This is a genomic window from Mesorhizobium sp. WSM4871, assembly GCF_055811295.1.
In genome coordinates this window covers 84,345-100,426 of the sequence record NZ_JBVVPU010000015.1, presented here as the reverse complement: position 1 = coordinate 100,426, position 16,082 = coordinate 84,345, and the positions used below count along the sequence as shown (strand labels likewise).

Genomic DNA, 16,082 nt, shown 5'->3' with positions numbered 1-16,082 from the left:
GTTGGGCGCGACTCTAAACGCAATTGTGACGAAATTGAATGGCGCTTGGCAATATTGGCCGCCGATTGCAAGCTCGACGTTAGAGTCGGTTAATGACCAGGCAGTCGACCATGGCGGCCAGATGCAGGCCGGCCCCGGTGACGACAAAGCCGTGCCACAGCGCGTTGTGGTAGCGCAGGCCCTTCCAGGCGAAAAAGATGACACCGCAGGAATAGACGATCCCGCCGGCAACGATCAGCACGATCGATGTCGCCGGCAGCGTCTCAACGAGCGGCTTGACCAGGACGATGCCGCTCCAGCCGATGGCGAGATAGAAGACGACCGCCAGCCGGTCGAAGCGGCCGGGAAGAAACACCTTGATGGCGATGCCGATCACTGCCGCAACCCAGACCAGGACGATCATCGAGACGGTCAATGGCGAGCCGTCGAGCTGGGCCAGGAAGGGCGTGTAGGTGGCGGCGATCAAAAGGTAGATCGCGGCATGGTCGAAGCGCCGCAATATCCACTTCACCGGGGAGGATATTGGCCACAGATTATAGGCCAGCGAGACCGAGAGCACGGTGAGCAGCGAGACCACGTAGAAGGCGGCGGCGATATACTCGCCAGGACCGGTACGGAAGGCCGCCAGCGCCAGCAACGCCGAACCGGCCGCTATCGCCAGCACGATGCCGACCGCGTGGACGATGCCGTCGGCGATCATCTCGGCGCGCGAATAGTGCCAGCGTCCCATAAAGGGGATTTCAATCTGGGATTCGGGGCCGGTGTTGGTCATGAAAGATCCTGCGTCTCCCTTATCTGGGCGGACACCGGACAGTATTTCAAGTTTCGGTTGCGGTTTTGCGACTGCGCCAAATTGTCAGCGCGGCGTCACCGGCTTCTTCACCGTCTTCAGCAGCGCGCGCTGGATGACCTCGTTGCCGGCGACGACCGAGCCACCCTCCAGCATCTCCTGTCCGCCGGCGAAGTCGGAAACGAAGCCGCCGGCTTCGCGGATCAAAAGCAGGCCAGCGGCGATATCCCAGGCCGACAGGCCGACTTCCCAGAAGCCGTCCATGCGGCCGGCGGCGACGTAGGCGAGATCGAGCGAGGCGGAACCGAGACGTCGCACGCCCGAGACCTCGGCCATTACGTTGCGCAGTTCGACGAGGAAATTGCCGTGCTGTCCGCGCCCGAGATGCGGCACGCCGCAGCCGATCACCGCATCGGTGAGCTTCGTTCTGCCGGCAACGCGCAGCCGGCGGTCATTCATGAAGGCGCCGCCGCCGCGCTCTGCGGTGTAGAGCTCGTCCATTGCCGGATTGTAGACGACGCCGGCGACGATCTGGCCCTGGCGCTCCAGCGCGATCGAGATGGCGAAAAACGGAATGCCATGCAGGAAATTGGTGGTGCCGTCGAGTGGATCGACGAGCCATCGGTGCTGGCCGTCATCGCCGGCGACCGCGCCGCGCTCCTCCATCAGGAAGGTATAGCCGGGCCGCGCCTTCGACAGTTCGGTGAACAGGATGTCCTCGGCCTTGCGGTCGGCCTGGCTGACATAGTCGCCCGGCCCCTTCATCGAGACCTGCAGGTTCTGGACTTCGCCGAAATCGCGCGACAGCGAGCGGCCGGCCTTCATCGCGGCCTGGACCATGACATTGAGAAGTGCTGAACGCGCCATATGCTTCTTCCTGCTGCTAAAGCACGTCGCGGCTATCCTGATTTACGCGACGTACTTCAAGTCTTTGTCTTATGGATGTCGTTATCCCAAAACCGCTGCGCACTTTTGGGCGACATGCACTGCGCGTCAGTCCGCGCGGCGCACGTAGGTGATTTCGTTGGTGTCGACGATGATGCGCTCGCCCGAGCCGATGAAGGGCGGCACCAGCACGCGGATGCCGTTTTCCAGCATCGCCGGCTTGTAGGACGAGGCCGCCGTCTGGCCTTTCACCACCGGATCGGCTTCGGTGATGGTCAGCGTCACCTGGTCGGGCAGCGAAATACCGATCGGCCGTTCCTCATAGAGCTGGACCGTCACCATCATGCCGTCCTGCAGGAAGGCGGCGCGGTCGCCGACGAAATCTTTCTGCAGTTCGAGCTGCTCATAGCTTTCGGTGTCCATGAACACCAGCGCCCCGTCCTGTTCGTAGAGGAAGGAGAAATCCTTCAGATCGAGCCGGATCTGCTCGACGGTCTCAGCCGAGCGGAAGCGCTCGTTGAGCTTGGTGCCGTTGATGAGGTTCTTCAGCTCGACCTGGTTGTAGGCGCCGCCCTTGCCGGGCTTGACGGTATTGGTCCTGACCGCCACCCACAGGCCGCCATCGTGCTCGATGACGTAGCCGGGACGGATTTCGTTGCCATTGATCTTGGCCATGATGATTTCGATCCGGAATGAGATGTTCGCCCAATGGGCGATTTTCGCCCCCAAGACCACAAATCACACGAAGAGGCAAGGGAGCGGCAGAGGGGGAGCGAGACAGAGAGGGAGCGGGCAGAGAGGCCTGAACCGCGGCGGCAATCCCCGGCGTTACGGCAGACGGTTCGCCTTCTGCAGTATTTGCCTGGTCTGGTCGTCATCCAAGCCTTGCAGAAAATCATCCATCCGCGGATCGATGAGCCCGGCGCGGCGGGCGACGATGTACCAGGCGCCGGCAAGGATCAGATCCGGATCGGTGCCGATGCCTTCCATGTAGAGTTTGGCGAGCCGGTTCTGGGCGGCGACATTGCCGCCTTCGGCCGCTTGCTTCATCCAACCGAAGCCGGATTTCAGGTCGCGTGGGCCGCCGCGTCCCTCGATCATCCAGGCGGCGAGATCGATCTGCGCCGTGTCGTAATTCTGCCGTGCGGCCTGCGCCAGCAGCGCCCGCGCCTGGACATCGTCGCGCGGCTTGCCACCGGCGCCGTTGGCATAGATCTGCGCCATCGCATATTGCGCGTCGGCAAGGCCGGTCGCGGCGGCGCGCTCATAGTAGGACGCGGCCTTGGCGATGCCGGCGTCGCCGGGATCCTGCCTGACCAGCAACTGCGCGAAGTTGAACTGCGCCAGGCGATTGCCGGCCTCGGCGGCCGACTGCATCAGCGCATAGGCTTCCTTTTCATCCTTCTTGACGTAGCGGCCGTCGAGCAGCATCAGCGCATACTGGAACTGCGATTCCGGTATGCCCTGCTCGGCGGCAAGCGCGTACCATTTTGCCGCTTCCCCAGCGTTGAGCGGCACGCCGAGACCGCGCGACAAGATCTCGGCCACCAGTGTCTGCGCCGCCGGATCGCCATTCTTGGCGCGGACCAAAGCCAGGTTATAGGCCGTCTTGTAAAGGCCGCGCTGAAAGGCGCCGTAGGCGGGGTCCGACGGTTTGGCACCGAAACGTTCGGGATTGATGGCGTCGGCCGACGGCAGCGGGGCCGTGGTGGCGGGTTGCGGCAACGGCGTGTCGATCGGCTTGTCCGCGTGCGCGCCGGCGTCGGGCTTGGGTTGCGGCAATGGGACGGTCTTTTCAGCCGCGACGGCCTGCACCGTGAGCGCCGCGAGGAAGGCATGGAAAAGGGTTGTCCGGGGCAGCACTTCAGTCCTCGAAACGCGGTGCGGTTTCGTCGAGCAGCGCGTTGGCCCTGGCGATCGCCACCTTCGGATCGACGCCATCGGCGAAGACGGCGCTGGACAGGGCAACGAATTCGGCGCCGGTGGCGGCCACGGCTTCGACGGAGGCGATGTCCGAGCCGGCCATGACGATGCAAGGGATCTGGATCACGTCCGCCCACCATTGTCCCAGCGACAGGTTGCGCGGGTGCGGCTCCGGCTTGTTGTCGTAACCGAAGCGGCCGAAGAAGATATAATCGGGCCTGAGCTCACCGAGTTCCAGCGCATCGTCTCGGGTCTTGGCGCCGCCGCAGCCGACCATCATTTTATCCTGGAAATGTTCGATCGTCTCGGCGAGTTCGGCCTTGCCGACCTCGACATGGATGCCGTCGGCCTGGACGCGGCCGGCAATGCGGGTGTCGCCGGCAATGACGACGGCGGCGCCCGCCGCTTGCGCCACCGGCACGATCTTCTCGGCGAAGGCCTGGAAGGAGGCCTCGTCCATGCCGTTTTCGGGCAGGATCAGCGAGGCGACGTCGCCGCCCTCGAACGCCGCGCCGATGTGCTCGGCCGATGCGCCGGGCGGCGCGATCAGCACGATACGGCAGCGATTTGGAGGTGTAGCGTCGTTCATTGGTCGTCGATCCCGGTTTTCGCCTATGCCGGGCGAAGATGGTTGCATTGCGGCATAAAGCAAAGCCGCCGCCTTGAACAGGCAGCGGGATCATGGCGACGGGCCGTCTGGTTGCGGCAAATCCGGTAGAGCCGAGTTGCGGACAGTTGGTCGCCGGTATCGGCTATTGATGATATCGGCTATCGCGAGACAGGAGCTTCTGGTCTATTCGAGATCACCACCCATCCCTCCAGCCCGCTTTCCCCCATGTCCGGTCTTCTTCTCGATCCCTGGTTCTATGCCGCGGCCATTCCGGCCGTCATCCTGACCGGCCTGTCCAAGGGCGGGTTTGGCGGCGCCGTCGGCCTCATCGGTGTGCCGATGATGGCGCTGGCCATGCCGCCGGTGCAGGCGGCGGCCATCCTGTTGCCCATCCTGTGCCTGATGGACATCGTCTCGGTGTGGACGTGGTGGGGCGTCTATGACCGCAAGATGCTGATCGACATGATGCCGGGCGCCGTCGCCGGCATCGGAATTGGCTGGCTGACGGCGGCGTTCGTCACGGAAGAGATGGTCAGGCTGATCGTCGGAACGGTGGCAATCGTCTTCGTGCTGCGCTGGATCTATGTGCAAATCCGCCACGGTGCGACGCATTCGGCGCAGCCCAATCGCGTGGCTGCCGCCTTCTGGGGCACGATCGCCGGCTTCACCAGTTTCGTCGCCCATGTCGGCGGCCCGCCCTTCCAGATCTACGCGCTGCCGATCCGGCTCGACCCGAAAGTGCTGTCGGGCACCAGCGCCATCCTGTTTGCCGCCACCAATGCGCTGAAGCTCATCCCCTATTTCGCGCTCGGCCAGTTCGACACCGCCAACCTGACGGCGTCAGCGGTGCTGATGCCGCTGGCGCCGCTCTCGACCATCGCCGGCGCCTGGCTGGTGCGGCGGATGCGGCCGGAGCTGTTCTATCCGTTCACTTATGCAACGGTGGCCGTTGTCGCGGTCAAGCTTCTGTGGGACGGGATCGCCGGCCTTCCATGACAGCGGCTCAGCCGCCTTCAGTCAATGCACGGACTTCAGGCGGCGAGGCGCAGCGGGATTGTCATCGCTCCGCAATAGTGCGAGCCCGCCATGCTGTTTATTGTTACGGCCTCACTGCCGGGAGCGGCCGGGCGGCATCAATTGGAAACATTGTCGACGATAATGCGCCGCATCCGGGAAACCCGGTGGCGGGTCAAAAGCCTGCAACTAGAACCCATTCCCGCGACGGGAAAGGCAATTTCGGGGGATATTATGCAAGGGACGGCACGAAACTTCTTCACGCTGGCCATCATCTACTCGCTGTGCGGCATGGCCTTGGGACTGCACATGGCGATCAGCCAGAACCATGACCAGATGCCGACTCACGCCCACACGATGGTGGCCGGGTGGCTGATGTCGGCGGTGTTCGCCTTTTTCTACCATCTTTTTCCGGCGATCGGGCACAAGAAGCTGGCCGCCGTGCACTTCTGGCTGACGGCCATCAGCGGCACCGGCCTGTTGATCGGCCTCTATGTCATGCTCGCCGGCAACCCGGCGATCGAGCCGCTGGTGGCAATGTCGTCGATGGCCTTCTATGCGGGGATGCTGCTGTTCGCATTCATCGCCTTGCAGGCACTGTGGAGGACTTGACGGGCAGAACTCCTGTGCTGTTACGGCACAGGCTGACGGCGCTCGGTCAAAAAATATCCGCGCCGTTAAGGGTTCATTAAGCTTTACAGGCGTTTACTATGTGCATCCAGTGATCTGGATTCTTACCGAGTGGTTGGAGCCACTTTGTTTGACGCCTCCCTGTTAAACTCCTGAGAGCCGCCTTACCCGCGGCTCTTTTTTTGTCCCCACTTTCTGCCCCCCACCGCGCCGTTAACCGTTTGTTAAACATGTGCTTGCCTTCATCGACCCCGAAGCGCATTTTCAAGCCTCAGTTGATAGGGTGCGGCGTGACGGCAAGGAAGCCGAATCGGCCGGCTGTAAGGCAAGTGCTGGGGTATCGATGAACGAGACTTCGATGGGGAACGCGAAAACCATCAAACTGGCTGAGCGCCGGGTTTTCTCCCAGTCCTTCAAGCCGCTCTACCAGGAAGGCATGGGCCTGGTCGAACAGGCGGCCGAATATCTGGACGGCAAAGGCCGGGCCGAGGCGAAGAAGCTTTCGAGATTGGCGGCAACGCTTTATGCGGCCGAATCGATGCGGCTGACCACCAGGCTGATGCAGGTTGCCTCCTGGTTGCTTCTGCAACGGGCGGCCAATTCCGGCGAGATGACGCGCGACCAGGTGGCTTCCGAAAAATCCAAGGTGCGTCTCGACACAGCCTCTGCCCATGATGAAGCGACAGGCTGGGCCGAACTGCCCAAGGATTTTGTCGATCTCGTCAATCGTTCGCTGCGCCTGCAGGCGCTGGTGCGCCGCATGGACGAGGAAGTCTATGGCAGCGCGATGGCCGACACGCCGCCGGCAAGCCGCCGCGTCAATCCGGTTTCCGACCAGATCACGTTGCTCAACACGGCTTTTGCCCGCGGCTGACAGGCAGCTTGATAATTCTACTTCGACGGAGTCTCAAACAGTCTGTGAGACATTGCCAGAGTTCGTTTCTGGTTTGTTCACATTTCGCTGGCATCGCTTTCCGCCGGGGGTAAACTTGGCGGATGGGGGAAGCGATTCGCATCATCGGCATCGATCCGGGACTGAGGCGCACCGGGTGGGGCGTCGTCGAGAGCCTCGGCAATTCGCTGCGCTTCGTCGCCTCCGGCACCGTGCGTTCCGACGACAAGGCGGCGCTGGCGACACGGCTCTGCCAATTGCATGACGGTCTGACTGAAATCCTGCATTCCGCCATGCCGCACGAGGCAGCGGTCGAGCAGACTTTCGTCAACAAGGATGCTGCAGCCACGCTGAAGCTTGGCCAGGCGCGCGGCATTGCCATGCTGGTGCCGGCGCGTGCGGGACTTGTGGTCGCGGAATACGCGCCCAACGCGGTGAAGAAAGCGGTGATCGGTGTCGGCCATGGCGACAAGAAGCAGATCCACATGATGGTCAAGGTGCTGATGCCGAAAGCAATCTTCGACACCGACGATGCCGCCGACGCGCTGGCCATTGCCATCTGCCACGCGCATCACCGGCAGAGTGTCGCCTACCGGATGGCACTGGCTGGATAGGTTTGTTCTTGACTTGTTCTCCATCCGGCAGTAAGTAATACCTGTGAGGTATTACCATGCGCATGACAACCAAAGGGCAAGTGACCATTCCCAAGGAAATACGGGACCATCTGGGTATCGGCCCGGGCTCCGAGGTTGAGTTCGTGGCTGACGCCAATGGCGTCCGGGTCGTGGCCGTCAACGAAGACATTTCCGAAGAAGAGGCATCTCGTCGGTTCAGCCAGGCGCTCGATCGGCTGGCCGGGACACTGGATTTGGGCGGCATGACGGCGGACGAGTATATGGAGTGGCTGAGGGGCTCCCGTGAAGATCTCGACGTTGGTTGACACAAATGTCCTGATCGACGTCTGGGGACCGGCCGGGCGGCAGACCAAATGGTCGGCATCTGTGCTGGCCGCGTGTCGGCGCGACGGTGCCTTGGTTATCAACACGATCGTCTGGTCGGAACTTGCGCCGCTGACGACGGAAGCCACTCTTCGCAGAGCTGTTGAAACGCTCAAGATGGATCGCGAACTCCTGCCCTGGGACGCCGCGTTCCTTGCTGGCATCGCTCATTCCCAATACCGTCGCGCCGGCGGTCTTCGCGAACGAACCCTGCCCGATTTCTTCATTGGAGCGCACGCGGCTGTAGCCGGACATCGTCTGCTGACGCGCGATGCCCTGCGCTACCGAAGCTACTTTCCGGACCTCGATATCATCTCTCCGGAAACCCACCCATGAGGGCTCTGATATGATCGGCAAGCTCAAGGGGACATTGGACGAGGTCGATGAGGATTTCTGCCTCGTCGACGTGCATGGCGTCGGTTATGTCGCCTACTGTTCGGCGCGCACGCTGGCGGCGTTGCCCGCGCCTGGCGAGGCGGTGGTGCTGTTCATCGAGACCTATGTCCGCGAGGACATGATCAGGCTCTACGGCTTCCAGTCGGTGCTGGAACGCGAATGGTTCCGGCTCCTGCTGAACAATGTGCAGGGCGTCGGCGCCAAGGTGGCGCTGGCGGTGCTCTCGACGATGGCGCCGGCCGACCTCGCCAATGCGATTGCGCTGCGCGACATCGCCATGGTCAGCCGCGCGCCGGGCATCGGCAAGAAGGTGGCCGAGCGCATCGTCACCGAATTGAAGAACAAGGCGCCGGCCTATGCAGGCGCCGCCTCCGGCACGATCGGCCTGAAGCAGGAACTCGGCGAGGGCGTGGCGCCGGCGCCGATCACCGACGCCGTCTCGGCGCTGGTCAATCTCGGCTATTCGCGCGACATCGCCGCCAATGCCGTGGCCGCGGCGCTGAAGGCGGCGGGCGAGGGCGCGGATGCATCCAAGCTCATCCGCTTCGGGCTGAAGGAGCTGGCGCGGTGAGGTGGTTGCTAAAAAGAAAATTCCGACTACCATATGATTGGTAAGAATTTTCTATGGAATTAGGAAAATGGGCGCATATGCCAGCCTTACCTCGAAGGGCCAACTTACAATTCCAAAGGACGTCCGAGACGCGTTGTCGCTCAAGACGGGCGATATGATCGCTTGGACGGTCGTGGATGGCTATCTGGTCGGGACGCCACGCAATCTCGACTTCGCCGACCTCGCCGGATTTCTGGGCGATCCACCCGGCGGTCCCGCTTCCCTGGAAGAGATCGATGCCGCAGTGAGGGAGGCCGTAGGCCAGCATGTTGTCGGAGACAAGCCACAGGGCGGAGAAGAGGGCGACGCGTGACGTCGATAGGTATCGATACCAACGTTCTACTCCGAATGGTGCTGAACGATGATGCCGAGCAACAGGCAAAAGCCCTCGCCTTCGGTAAAGGCCTTAGTGACGACAAGCCCGGCTTTGTGAGTTTGGTTGTGCTGGTGGAATTCAGCTGGTCACTGCTTTCGCGTTACCGGCAGCCAAAGGAGCAAGTATTGGCAGCCATCCAGAGACTACTCAAGATCAAGACGCTGGTGTTCGAGGACTTCGATGCCATTGTGATCGCGCTTGAACGATCGAATTCGGCCCAGGTCGACTTTGCTGATGCGCTGATAGCCGAGCACAATCGAAATTTAGGTTGCTCGCATACAGTCACGTTCGATCAGCGGGCTGCAAGGTCCATTGTCGGTATGGAACTGCTCGCATGAGCCTTTCGCCCCGCCTCATTGCTCCCGACAAGCGCGGCGAGGATGCCGAGCAGACCTTGCGTCCGCAGACGCTCGGCGAGTTTGTCGGCCAGGCGGCGGTGCGGGCCAATCTCAAGGTCTTCGTCGACGCCGCCAAGGGGCGCGGCGAGGCGCTCGACCATGTGCTGTTCGTCGGGCCGCCAGGTCTCGGCAAGACGACGCTGGCGCAGATCATGGCGCGCGAGCTCGGCGTCAATTTCCGCTCCACTTCCGGTCCGGTCATCGCCAAGGCCGGCGATCTGGCGGCACTGCTCACCAATCTCGAAGACCGCGACGTCCTGTTCATCGACGAAATCCATCGGCTCAATCCGGCGGTCGAGGAAATCCTCTATCCGGCGATGGAGGATTTTCAGCTCGACCTGATCATCGGCGAGGGGCCGGCGGCGCGCTCGGTCAAGATCGACCTCGCCCGCTTCACCCTCGTTGCCGCCACCACGCGGCTCGGCCTTCTGACCAATCCGCTGCGCGACCGCTTCGGCATTCCGGTCCGGCTCAATTTCTACTCGGTCGAGGAGCTTGAGCAGATCGTGCGGCGCGGCGCCCGCATCCTTTCAATGCCGCTCGGCGATGACGGCGCGCTGGAGATCGCGCGGCGGGCACGCGGCACGCCGCGCATTGCCGGCCGGCTGTTGCGCCGCGTGCGTGACTTCGCCAGTGTCGCCGGCGATGGTCATGTCGACCGAAAAATCGCAGACGAGGCGCTGACACGGCTGGAGGTCGACGCACTCGGCCTCGACGCGCTCGACCGCCGGTATCTCTCGATGATCGCCAGGAATTTCGGTGGCGGGCCGGTCGGCATCGAGACGATCGCGGCCGGGCTTTCCGAGCCGCGCGATGCCATTGAGGACATCATCGAGCCCTATCTGATCCAGCAGGGTTTTATCCAGCGCACGCCCCGCGGTCGCGTGCTGACGGCCAACGCCTGGCGCCATCTCGGCCTCGACGCACCGAAGGATCTGGCGCAGCAGCAGATCAGCCTGTTCCAGGAAGAGCAGTAGTCCCCGGCTTCCTGGTCGATCCCTGCGCAAAATCTCCTCATCTCGGCCAGCGTGCCGGCGCAGTTTCCGGATTTAACGCAAGCCTCGCCTGTGGGACCGCCGGTCCCTGGAACAGCCGGAGCTGACCGATGATCTCCAGACGTGGTTTCCTGCGCCTCGTCGGTGGCTCGTTCTTTTCGATGGTGTCGCTCAGTGCCTATGCGGTCGGCATCGAGCCGATGCTTTTGACTCATGTGAAGCGTTACTCGCTGACGCCACCCGACTGGCCGGCAGGCTTGCAGCTGCGGGTCGTTGCCCTTGCCGACATTCATGCCTGCCGGCCGTGGATGACGCCGGAGCGGATCGCCGCACTCGCGCAACAGGCGAACGCATTGCAGCCGGATCTGATTGTCCTGCTCGGCGACTATACCGCCGGGACACGCTTGGTGTCGGACTGGGTGGATGCATCCGAATGGGCGCCAGCTTTGTCAGGGCTGAAGGCCCCGCTCGGCGTGGGGGCGATCCTTGGCAACCACGACTGGTGGGAAGATCTTTCGGCGCAAAGGGCCGGAGTGGGGCCAACGCTGGCGCGCAAGGCGATCGAAAGCGCTGGTATCCAGGTGCTGGAAAACGATGTCGTGCGCTTGGAAAAGGACGGGCATGGCTTCTGGGTCGCCGGGCTGGCCGACCAGCTTGCATTGCGACCAGGCAAAGCCTGGGGCCGCAGCAGATTCAAGGGTTTGGATGATCTCAGAGGCACGCTGGCAAAAGTGAGCGATGAAGCGCCGGTCATCCTGCTCGCGCACGAGCCCGACATATTCCCGAAAGTGCCGCAGCGCGTTTCGCTGACGCTTTCCGGCCATACCCATGGCGGGCAGGTGCGGCTGTTCGGTTATTCTCCGGTCGTGCCGTCGCGGTTCGGCAACCGCTTCGCCTATGGCCATGTGGTGGAGCAGAACCGCAACCTGATCGTGTCCGGCGGGCTCGGCTTCAGCATCCTGCCGGTGCGTTTCGGGATGCGCCCGGAGATTCTTTCGATCGAACTGGGCTCGGCATGAACGGCTTCAATGAAGCGATGTGATCGCGTCCATCACGTCCGGCTCAGCCTTCTCGCCATCAAAAGCGTCGACGATGCCGAAGGCGCCGCCATAGCTCCACATCGACCATGAAAAGCCATGTGCTTCGGCGCGCGCGATCATATCCTTGACATAGGCGGCGCGGTATTCGCCCGGCATCACATAGGCATTGCCGTATTCCTGGCGGATCATGCCGAACTCGCCCAGCGTGATGTTTTCGGGCTTTATCCCATTGGCCTTCGCCCAGGTTGCGACAGTCTTGAACGGCGCGTCCATGACATTAAGCAGCTTTTCGTGCGTGTCCATGCTGGCGACCTGTTCATCAAGGTAGGCGAGCAGGCCGTTCCGCCGCGCCCATGGCGCCTCGGCCTTAATTCTGGCGCGGATCGTGTCGAGCGTCACGTCGAGCTCGGCACGCGGCACGGCGGTGAGCGGATAGGGCAGCCCGGTGACGTAAGGGATGAAATCGCCGGCCCAGGTCGCGCCCTGATGGGTGAGCAGAAACGGATCGTAGGAATGAAAGGTCCAGATGACGTTGTCGTCGGGGATCGCCTTCGGATCGATCCTGGCCAGCGATGCTGCATTGGAGTAGCAGGCGCCGGTCAGGATCAGGGTCAGCTTCGTCGCCGACGCACGCGCCGCCGCGAACAGTTTTTGCTGACGCTCCGGCCACAGGCTGGTGCCGTCACCGTCGCAGTCGATGATCGGCTCGTTCATCAGCTCGAAGGCGACCTTCGCCGGGTCTTCCGCCGCTAAAGTGCGCGCCATCTTGCGCACCATTTCAACATAGGCGTCGAAGGTCTTGGGATCGTCCATCACCTGGCCCATGCCGATCTTGCGGCTGCCGCCGGCCGGGATCAGGTGCATGTCGACGATCACCTTCAAGCCGGCGCGATTGATGATGCGCACCGAATCCAACACGCTGGCATAGAGGTCGTCGCGCAGCGCCAGCGTCTCGCCGGACAAGAACGGCGACGGGTCGACCGGCATGCGCAGGAAATCGAAACCGGCGCTCTTCAGCGCCTTCAGATCATTCTCGTTGAGAAATTTTCGCCATTCCGGATAGGGCAACATGGCCTGCCGGTCGCGCCATTTGTCCTCGCCGGGCCACGTCGTCCATTGGTCGAGGTTGAGGCCGCGCTTCATCGAAAAGCTTGCGGCCTCGCCGGGCAATGCCAGCGCACAGAGCGCAAACAGTGCCGCCATCAAGGTCTTGATCATCGCGCCCAACAGTGCCATCCGGTTCCTGCGCCCACAAACACCTGCCCGCTCGGGCCAGAAAAGGGAAGCGCGATGGACGATCATGGTGAATCGGCGGTGCTGTCCGCCGGACTTTCCGGCGCGCTGACGGAATTCGGCCACCGGCTGATGGCGCGGGTCTATTACGCCGACACCGATTTCTCCGGCGTCGTCTACCACGCGCGCTACCTCGAGTTCTTCGAGCGCGGCCGTTCCGACTATCTCAGGCTTGCCGGCGTCCACCACACCGAGCTCGCGGAGGGCAAGCATGGGGAGAAAATAGTCTGGGTGGTGCGGCGCATGGAGATCGATTTCCGCTCGCCGGCCCGCATGGACGACATCCTGACCATCGATACGCGCACCGAGGAGATTTCCGGCGCGCGCATCTTCATGGCGCAGCAACTGAAGCGCGGCGACGAGGTGCTGGTCGAGGCGCGGGTCGAAGCAGCGATCATCGGCGAGAACGGCCGGCCGCGCCGCTTTCCAAGGGAATGGATCGCAGCCTTCATGCCCAAGGTATGTTGATATCCAGGTGAGGCCGGCCTGCAAACAGCAGCCTCCTGCGCTTCCAGTGCTCACGTACCCACACGTACGCTCCGCTCCGGTTCTCGGAGTCCACTATTTTCGACTCGGCCTGACCTGAATCTCTCAACACACCTTTTGGTCGGCGGCTGGCCAGAAGATTGCCGACCGGTGATCCGGAGGCGCGGCAATGCGCCGCGCTATGCGTCCTAACCCATCCTTAACCATAACGGTTCATGAAGAGATTGGTGAATATTGGAAGAATCCACGCGCCTTCCTTTCACCAATATTTGCCCCGAAAAGGCCGCCAACGGTGCATTTGGGGTTGTTCCGCGAGCTTTGCCGCGCACGGATCACAAGGGATGCCCATGGGCCAGCCGCCAGCGATGCCCGGAAAATTCTTAAGGACGTAACCATGGAAAACATCGCACTCGCCGAACCGGGCGCGCATCTGTCGATTTGGGCGCTGTTCATGCAGGCCGGCTGGGTGGTCAAGCTGGTCATGATCGGCCTGCTCTGCGCCTCGATCTGGACCTGGGCGATCATCGTCGACAAGCTTGTCGCCTATGCCCGCATGCGGCTGGCGCTCAACCGTTTCGAGCAGGTGTTCTGGTCGGGACAGTCGCTGGAGGAGCTCTACCGCACGCTCGCCGACCGCAAGACTACTGGCATGGGCGCCATCTTCGTCGCCGCCATGCGCGAATGGAAGAAGAGCTTCGAGAAGGGCGCCAAATCGCCGCTCGGCTTGCAGACCCGCATCGACAAGGCGATGGACCTGGCGCTGACCCGCGAGATGGAGCGGCTGGAAGGCCGCCTCGGCTTCCTCGCCACGACAGGCTCGGCCGCACCCTTCATCGGCCTGTTCGGCACGGTCATCGGCATCATGACCTCGTTCCAGGCGATCGCCGCCTCGAAGAACACCAGCCTCTCGGTGGTGGCCCCCGGTATTGCCGAAGCGCTGCTGGCCACGGCAATCGGCCTGCTCGCGGCAATCCCCGCCGTCATCGCCTACAACAAGCTGTCATCGGACGCGAACAAGATCGCCATGCGCATGGAGGGCTTCGCCGACGAGTTCTCCGCCATACTCTCGCGCCAAATCGATGAAAAAGTAGCGCCCAAGGCCTGAGGAGTAACGAGATGGGTATGTCCGTAGGCATGGCGGGGCGCGGCGGGCGCGGACACAGGCGGCGTGGCCGCCATCACGCGCTGATATCGGAAATCAACGTCACGCCGATGGTCGACGTGATGCTGGTGCTGTTGATCATCTTCATGGTCGCCGCACCCATGCTGACGGTCGGCGTGCCGGTGGACCTGCCGGAGACGAAGGCCAAGGCGATGAACGCCGATACCCAGCCGATCACGATTACGATCGACGGCACGGGAAAGATTTTCCTGCAGGAGACCGAAATTCCGCAGGAAGAGCTGGTCGCCAAGCTGCAGGCAATTTCCAAGACCGGCTATGAAGAACGCATCTTCATCCGCGGCGACAAGGCTACCAACTATGGCGCCGCGATGGAGGTGATGGGCCTCATCCAGGCCGCCGGCTACAAGAACATCGGCCTGATTTCACTGCAGCAACAGGATCAGTAACGCCAAGATGCGTACGGGCCTCACCACATCGGTGATCTTGCATACGGTAGCGTTAGCCTTCGGGCTGTTCACGCTGTCGTCGCCGCCTGCCATGCCCGCGTCCGACGCTGAATCGATTTCGGTCGACATCGTGCCGATGGAGGAGATGGCGCAGGTTCTGCAGGGTGACAAGAAGGCGGTGATGCACGAGAAGCCGGCGCCGACGCCGACCAAGCGACCGGATATCGTTCCCGATGCCCAGAAGATCGGTGGAAACAGCGTCGATACTGACAAGCCGATAACGGACGAAGCCAAGCCGAAGCCCGTCGATCTGGCGGAAGCACCACCGCCTGCGCCGACGCCGGTCGAAAAGCCCAAGCCCGAGGACGTGCCGAAGCCGAAGGAACAGCCGAAGCCGGTTCCGGCGACGGAGGTGGCGCCGGTGCCGCAGCCGAAGGAAGAGGTCAAGCCCGAGCCGGTCAAGCAGGCGGATCCCAAGCCGACACCGGCCAAGGAGCCGCCGCCGGCTCCGCCGCAGGACAAGACTGCCGCGATCGAGCCGAAGCCCGAGGTCAAGCCCGATGCCGTGGCCGAGGCCATCGCGCAGGAGCCACCGACCGAGGAGGCGCAGCTTCCGGATTCAGCGCCGGCGCCTCAAGCGCGGCCGAAGCCGCAGCCGGCCCAGGCCGAAAGCGCCAAGGCGCCGGACCGCAAGGATGCCGACAAGCCGGTCAAGGAAGCCTCGTCCAAGCCGAAATCGGACGACAAGCAATTCAATGCCGATGAAATCTCCGCGCTGCTCAACAAGCAGAAGCCGTCGGGCGGCGGCGCCAAGCGCTCGACACAGCAGTCCTCGCTCGGCGGCGAAAAGGATCAAGGCCAGAAGCTCTCCAGGTCGGAGCAGGGCGCATTGGAGTCTCAACTCGGCGGTTGCTGGACCCTTCCGGTCGGGCTTGAGGGTTCGGAGAATTTCGTCGTCGTGGTCCGGTTCAATCTGGACGCCTCGGGCAAGCTGACTGGCCGGCCGGCCGTCGAAAAATCGAGCGGCAACCGACCGTTCGACGAAAGTGCCGTGCGCGCGGTTCAGAAATGCGATGTGGCCGGCCTGCAGGTTCCGGCCGGCAAGCAAGACATCTGGTCCGACATCCGGGTCACGTTCGACCCAAGGGAGATGCTTGGCCTCTAGGCCCGGGCGTCG

The 16,082-nt window shown here is 62.8% G+C and carries 21 protein-coding genes; 15 read left to right on the top strand and 6 right to left on the bottom strand.

Annotated features, from left to right (window positions below):
* Window positions 1–79 precede the first annotated feature (79 nt).
* From trhA to AC0L2H_RS27135, 5 genes are all read right to left on the bottom strand, one after another.
* On the bottom strand, window positions 80–772 hold the full coding sequence (gene trhA / locus AC0L2H_RS27155; protein ID WP_473593112.1) for a PAQR family membrane homeostasis protein TrhA: 693 nt from the start codon (window positions 770–772) through the stop codon (window positions 80–82).
* An 84-nt stretch (window positions 773–856) separates the two neighbouring features.
* Entirely contained in the window at window positions 857–1,657 is an 801-nt protein-coding gene (locus tag AC0L2H_RS27150; RefSeq protein ID WP_473593111.1) for an inositol monophosphatase family protein, read from the bottom strand.
* Window positions 1,658–1,783: 126 nt separating this feature from the next.
* Window positions 1,784–2,350, bottom strand: coding sequence for an elongation factor P (gene efp, locus AC0L2H_RS27145; protein WP_008873762.1), 567 nt, complete (start codon window positions 2,348–2,350; stop codon window positions 1,784–1,786).
* A gap of 153 nt (window positions 2,351–2,503) precedes the next feature.
* Window positions 2,504–3,538 (bottom strand): tetratricopeptide repeat protein, encoded by a 1,035-nt coding sequence (locus AC0L2H_RS27140; RefSeq protein WP_473593110.1) that lies wholly within the window; start codon window positions 3,536–3,538, stop codon window positions 2,504–2,506.
* A gap of 1 nt (window position 3,539) precedes the next feature.
* Window positions 3,540–4,187 carry a thiamine phosphate synthase gene (locus AC0L2H_RS27135; RefSeq protein WP_473593109.1) on the bottom strand — a complete coding sequence of 216 codons (648 nt, stop codon included), beginning with the start codon at window positions 4,185–4,187 and terminating at the stop codon, window positions 3,540–3,542.
* A gap of 246 nt (window positions 4,188–4,433) precedes the next feature.
* Between AC0L2H_RS27135 and AC0L2H_RS27130 the strand changes: the two genes are divergently transcribed.
* From AC0L2H_RS27130 to AC0L2H_RS27080, 11 genes are all read left to right on the top strand, one after another.
* The gene (locus tag AC0L2H_RS27130) at window positions 4,434–5,204 is read left to right on the top strand and encodes a sulfite exporter TauE/SafE family protein (RefSeq protein ID WP_473593108.1); all 771 of its coding nucleotides are present in this window, start codon (window positions 4,434–4,436) and stop codon (window positions 5,202–5,204) included.
* A 252-nt stretch (window positions 5,205–5,456) separates the two neighbouring features.
* The gene (locus AC0L2H_RS27125) at window positions 5,457–5,834 is read left to right on the top strand and encodes a hypothetical protein (protein WP_473593172.1); all 378 of its coding nucleotides are present in this window, start codon (window positions 5,457–5,459) and stop codon (window positions 5,832–5,834) included.
* 361 nt (window positions 5,835–6,195) lie between these two features.
* Entirely contained in the window at window positions 6,196–6,726 is a 531-nt protein-coding gene (rcdA, locus tag AC0L2H_RS27120) for a protease adaptor protein RcdA (RefSeq protein WP_097573493.1), read from the top strand.
* Window positions 6,727–6,848: 122 nt separating this feature from the next.
* Window positions 6,849–7,358: a crossover junction endodeoxyribonuclease RuvC gene (gene ruvC / locus AC0L2H_RS27115; protein WP_473593107.1), complete on the top strand. Its 510-nt coding sequence runs from the start codon at window positions 6,849–6,851 to the stop codon at window positions 7,356–7,358.
* A 56-nt stretch (window positions 7,359–7,414) separates the two neighbouring features.
* Window positions 7,415–7,684, top strand: a complete 270-nt coding sequence (locus AC0L2H_RS27110; protein ID WP_473593106.1) for an AbrB/MazE/SpoVT family DNA-binding domain-containing protein — start codon at window positions 7,415–7,417, stop codon at window positions 7,682–7,684.
* Complete coding sequence (locus AC0L2H_RS27105) at window positions 7,662–8,078, top strand: type II toxin-antitoxin system VapC family toxin (RefSeq protein ID WP_473593105.1); 417 nt, start codon at window positions 7,662–7,664, stop codon at window positions 8,076–8,078. The genes AC0L2H_RS27110 and AC0L2H_RS27105 overlap by 23 nt, the downstream gene beginning before the upstream one ends.
* 10 nt (window positions 8,079–8,088) lie before the next feature.
* Window positions 8,089–8,709, top strand: a complete 621-nt coding sequence (gene ruvA, locus AC0L2H_RS27100; protein ID WP_473593104.1) for a Holliday junction branch migration protein RuvA — start codon at window positions 8,089–8,091, stop codon at window positions 8,707–8,709.
* Between the two features lie 67 nt (window positions 8,710–8,776).
* Window positions 8,777–9,061: an AbrB/MazE/SpoVT family DNA-binding domain-containing protein gene (locus tag AC0L2H_RS27095; protein WP_473593103.1), complete on the top strand. Its 285-nt coding sequence runs from the start codon at window positions 8,777–8,779 to the stop codon at window positions 9,059–9,061.
* Window positions 9,058–9,462: a PIN domain-containing protein gene (locus AC0L2H_RS27090; RefSeq protein WP_473593102.1), complete on the top strand. Its 405-nt coding sequence runs from the start codon at window positions 9,058–9,060 to the stop codon at window positions 9,460–9,462. Before AC0L2H_RS27095 ends, AC0L2H_RS27090 begins: the two co-directional genes overlap by 4 nt.
* Window positions 9,459–10,499 carry a Holliday junction branch migration DNA helicase RuvB gene (gene ruvB, locus AC0L2H_RS27085; protein WP_473593101.1) on the top strand — a complete coding sequence of 347 codons (1,041 nt, stop codon included), beginning with the start codon at window positions 9,459–9,461 and terminating at the stop codon, window positions 10,497–10,499. The genes AC0L2H_RS27090 and ruvB overlap by 4 nt, the downstream gene beginning before the upstream one ends.
* Window positions 10,500–10,627: 128 nt before the next feature.
* Window positions 10,628–11,536: a metallophosphoesterase gene (locus AC0L2H_RS27080; protein WP_473593100.1), complete on the top strand. Its 909-nt coding sequence runs from the start codon at window positions 10,628–10,630 to the stop codon at window positions 11,534–11,536.
* A gap of 6 nt (window positions 11,537–11,542) precedes the next feature.
* Here AC0L2H_RS27080 and AC0L2H_RS27075 read toward each other — a convergent pair whose 3' ends face one another.
* Window positions 11,543–12,793, bottom strand: coding sequence for a glycoside hydrolase family 5 protein (locus AC0L2H_RS27075; protein WP_473593099.1), 1,251 nt, complete (start codon window positions 12,791–12,793; stop codon window positions 11,543–11,545).
* Between the two features lie 54 nt (window positions 12,794–12,847).
* On the opposite strand from AC0L2H_RS27075, the gene ybgC reads away from it, so the two are divergent.
* The 4 genes from ybgC (at window position 12,848) to tolA (ending at window position 16,070) form a co-directional block, all read left to right on the top strand.
* On the top strand, window positions 12,848–13,318 hold the full coding sequence (ybgC, locus tag AC0L2H_RS27070; protein WP_473593098.1) for a tol-pal system-associated acyl-CoA thioesterase: 471 nt from the start codon (window positions 12,848–12,850) through the stop codon (window positions 13,316–13,318).
* Window positions 13,319–13,730: 412 nt separating this feature from the next.
* Window positions 13,731–14,441 carry a protein TolQ gene (gene tolQ / locus AC0L2H_RS27065; protein ID WP_097573480.1) on the top strand — a complete coding sequence of 237 codons (711 nt, stop codon included), beginning with the start codon at window positions 13,731–13,733 and terminating at the stop codon, window positions 14,439–14,441.
* Window positions 14,442–14,452: 11 nt separating this feature from the next.
* Entirely contained in the window at window positions 14,453–14,905 is a 453-nt protein-coding gene (gene tolR, locus AC0L2H_RS27060) for a protein TolR (protein ID WP_473593097.1), read from the top strand.
* 7 nt (window positions 14,906–14,912) lie between these two features.
* Window positions 14,913–16,070 (top strand): cell envelope integrity protein TolA, encoded by a 1,158-nt coding sequence (gene tolA, locus AC0L2H_RS27055; protein WP_473593096.1) that lies wholly within the window; start codon window positions 14,913–14,915, stop codon window positions 16,068–16,070.
* Window positions 16,071–16,082: the final 12 nt, after the last annotated feature.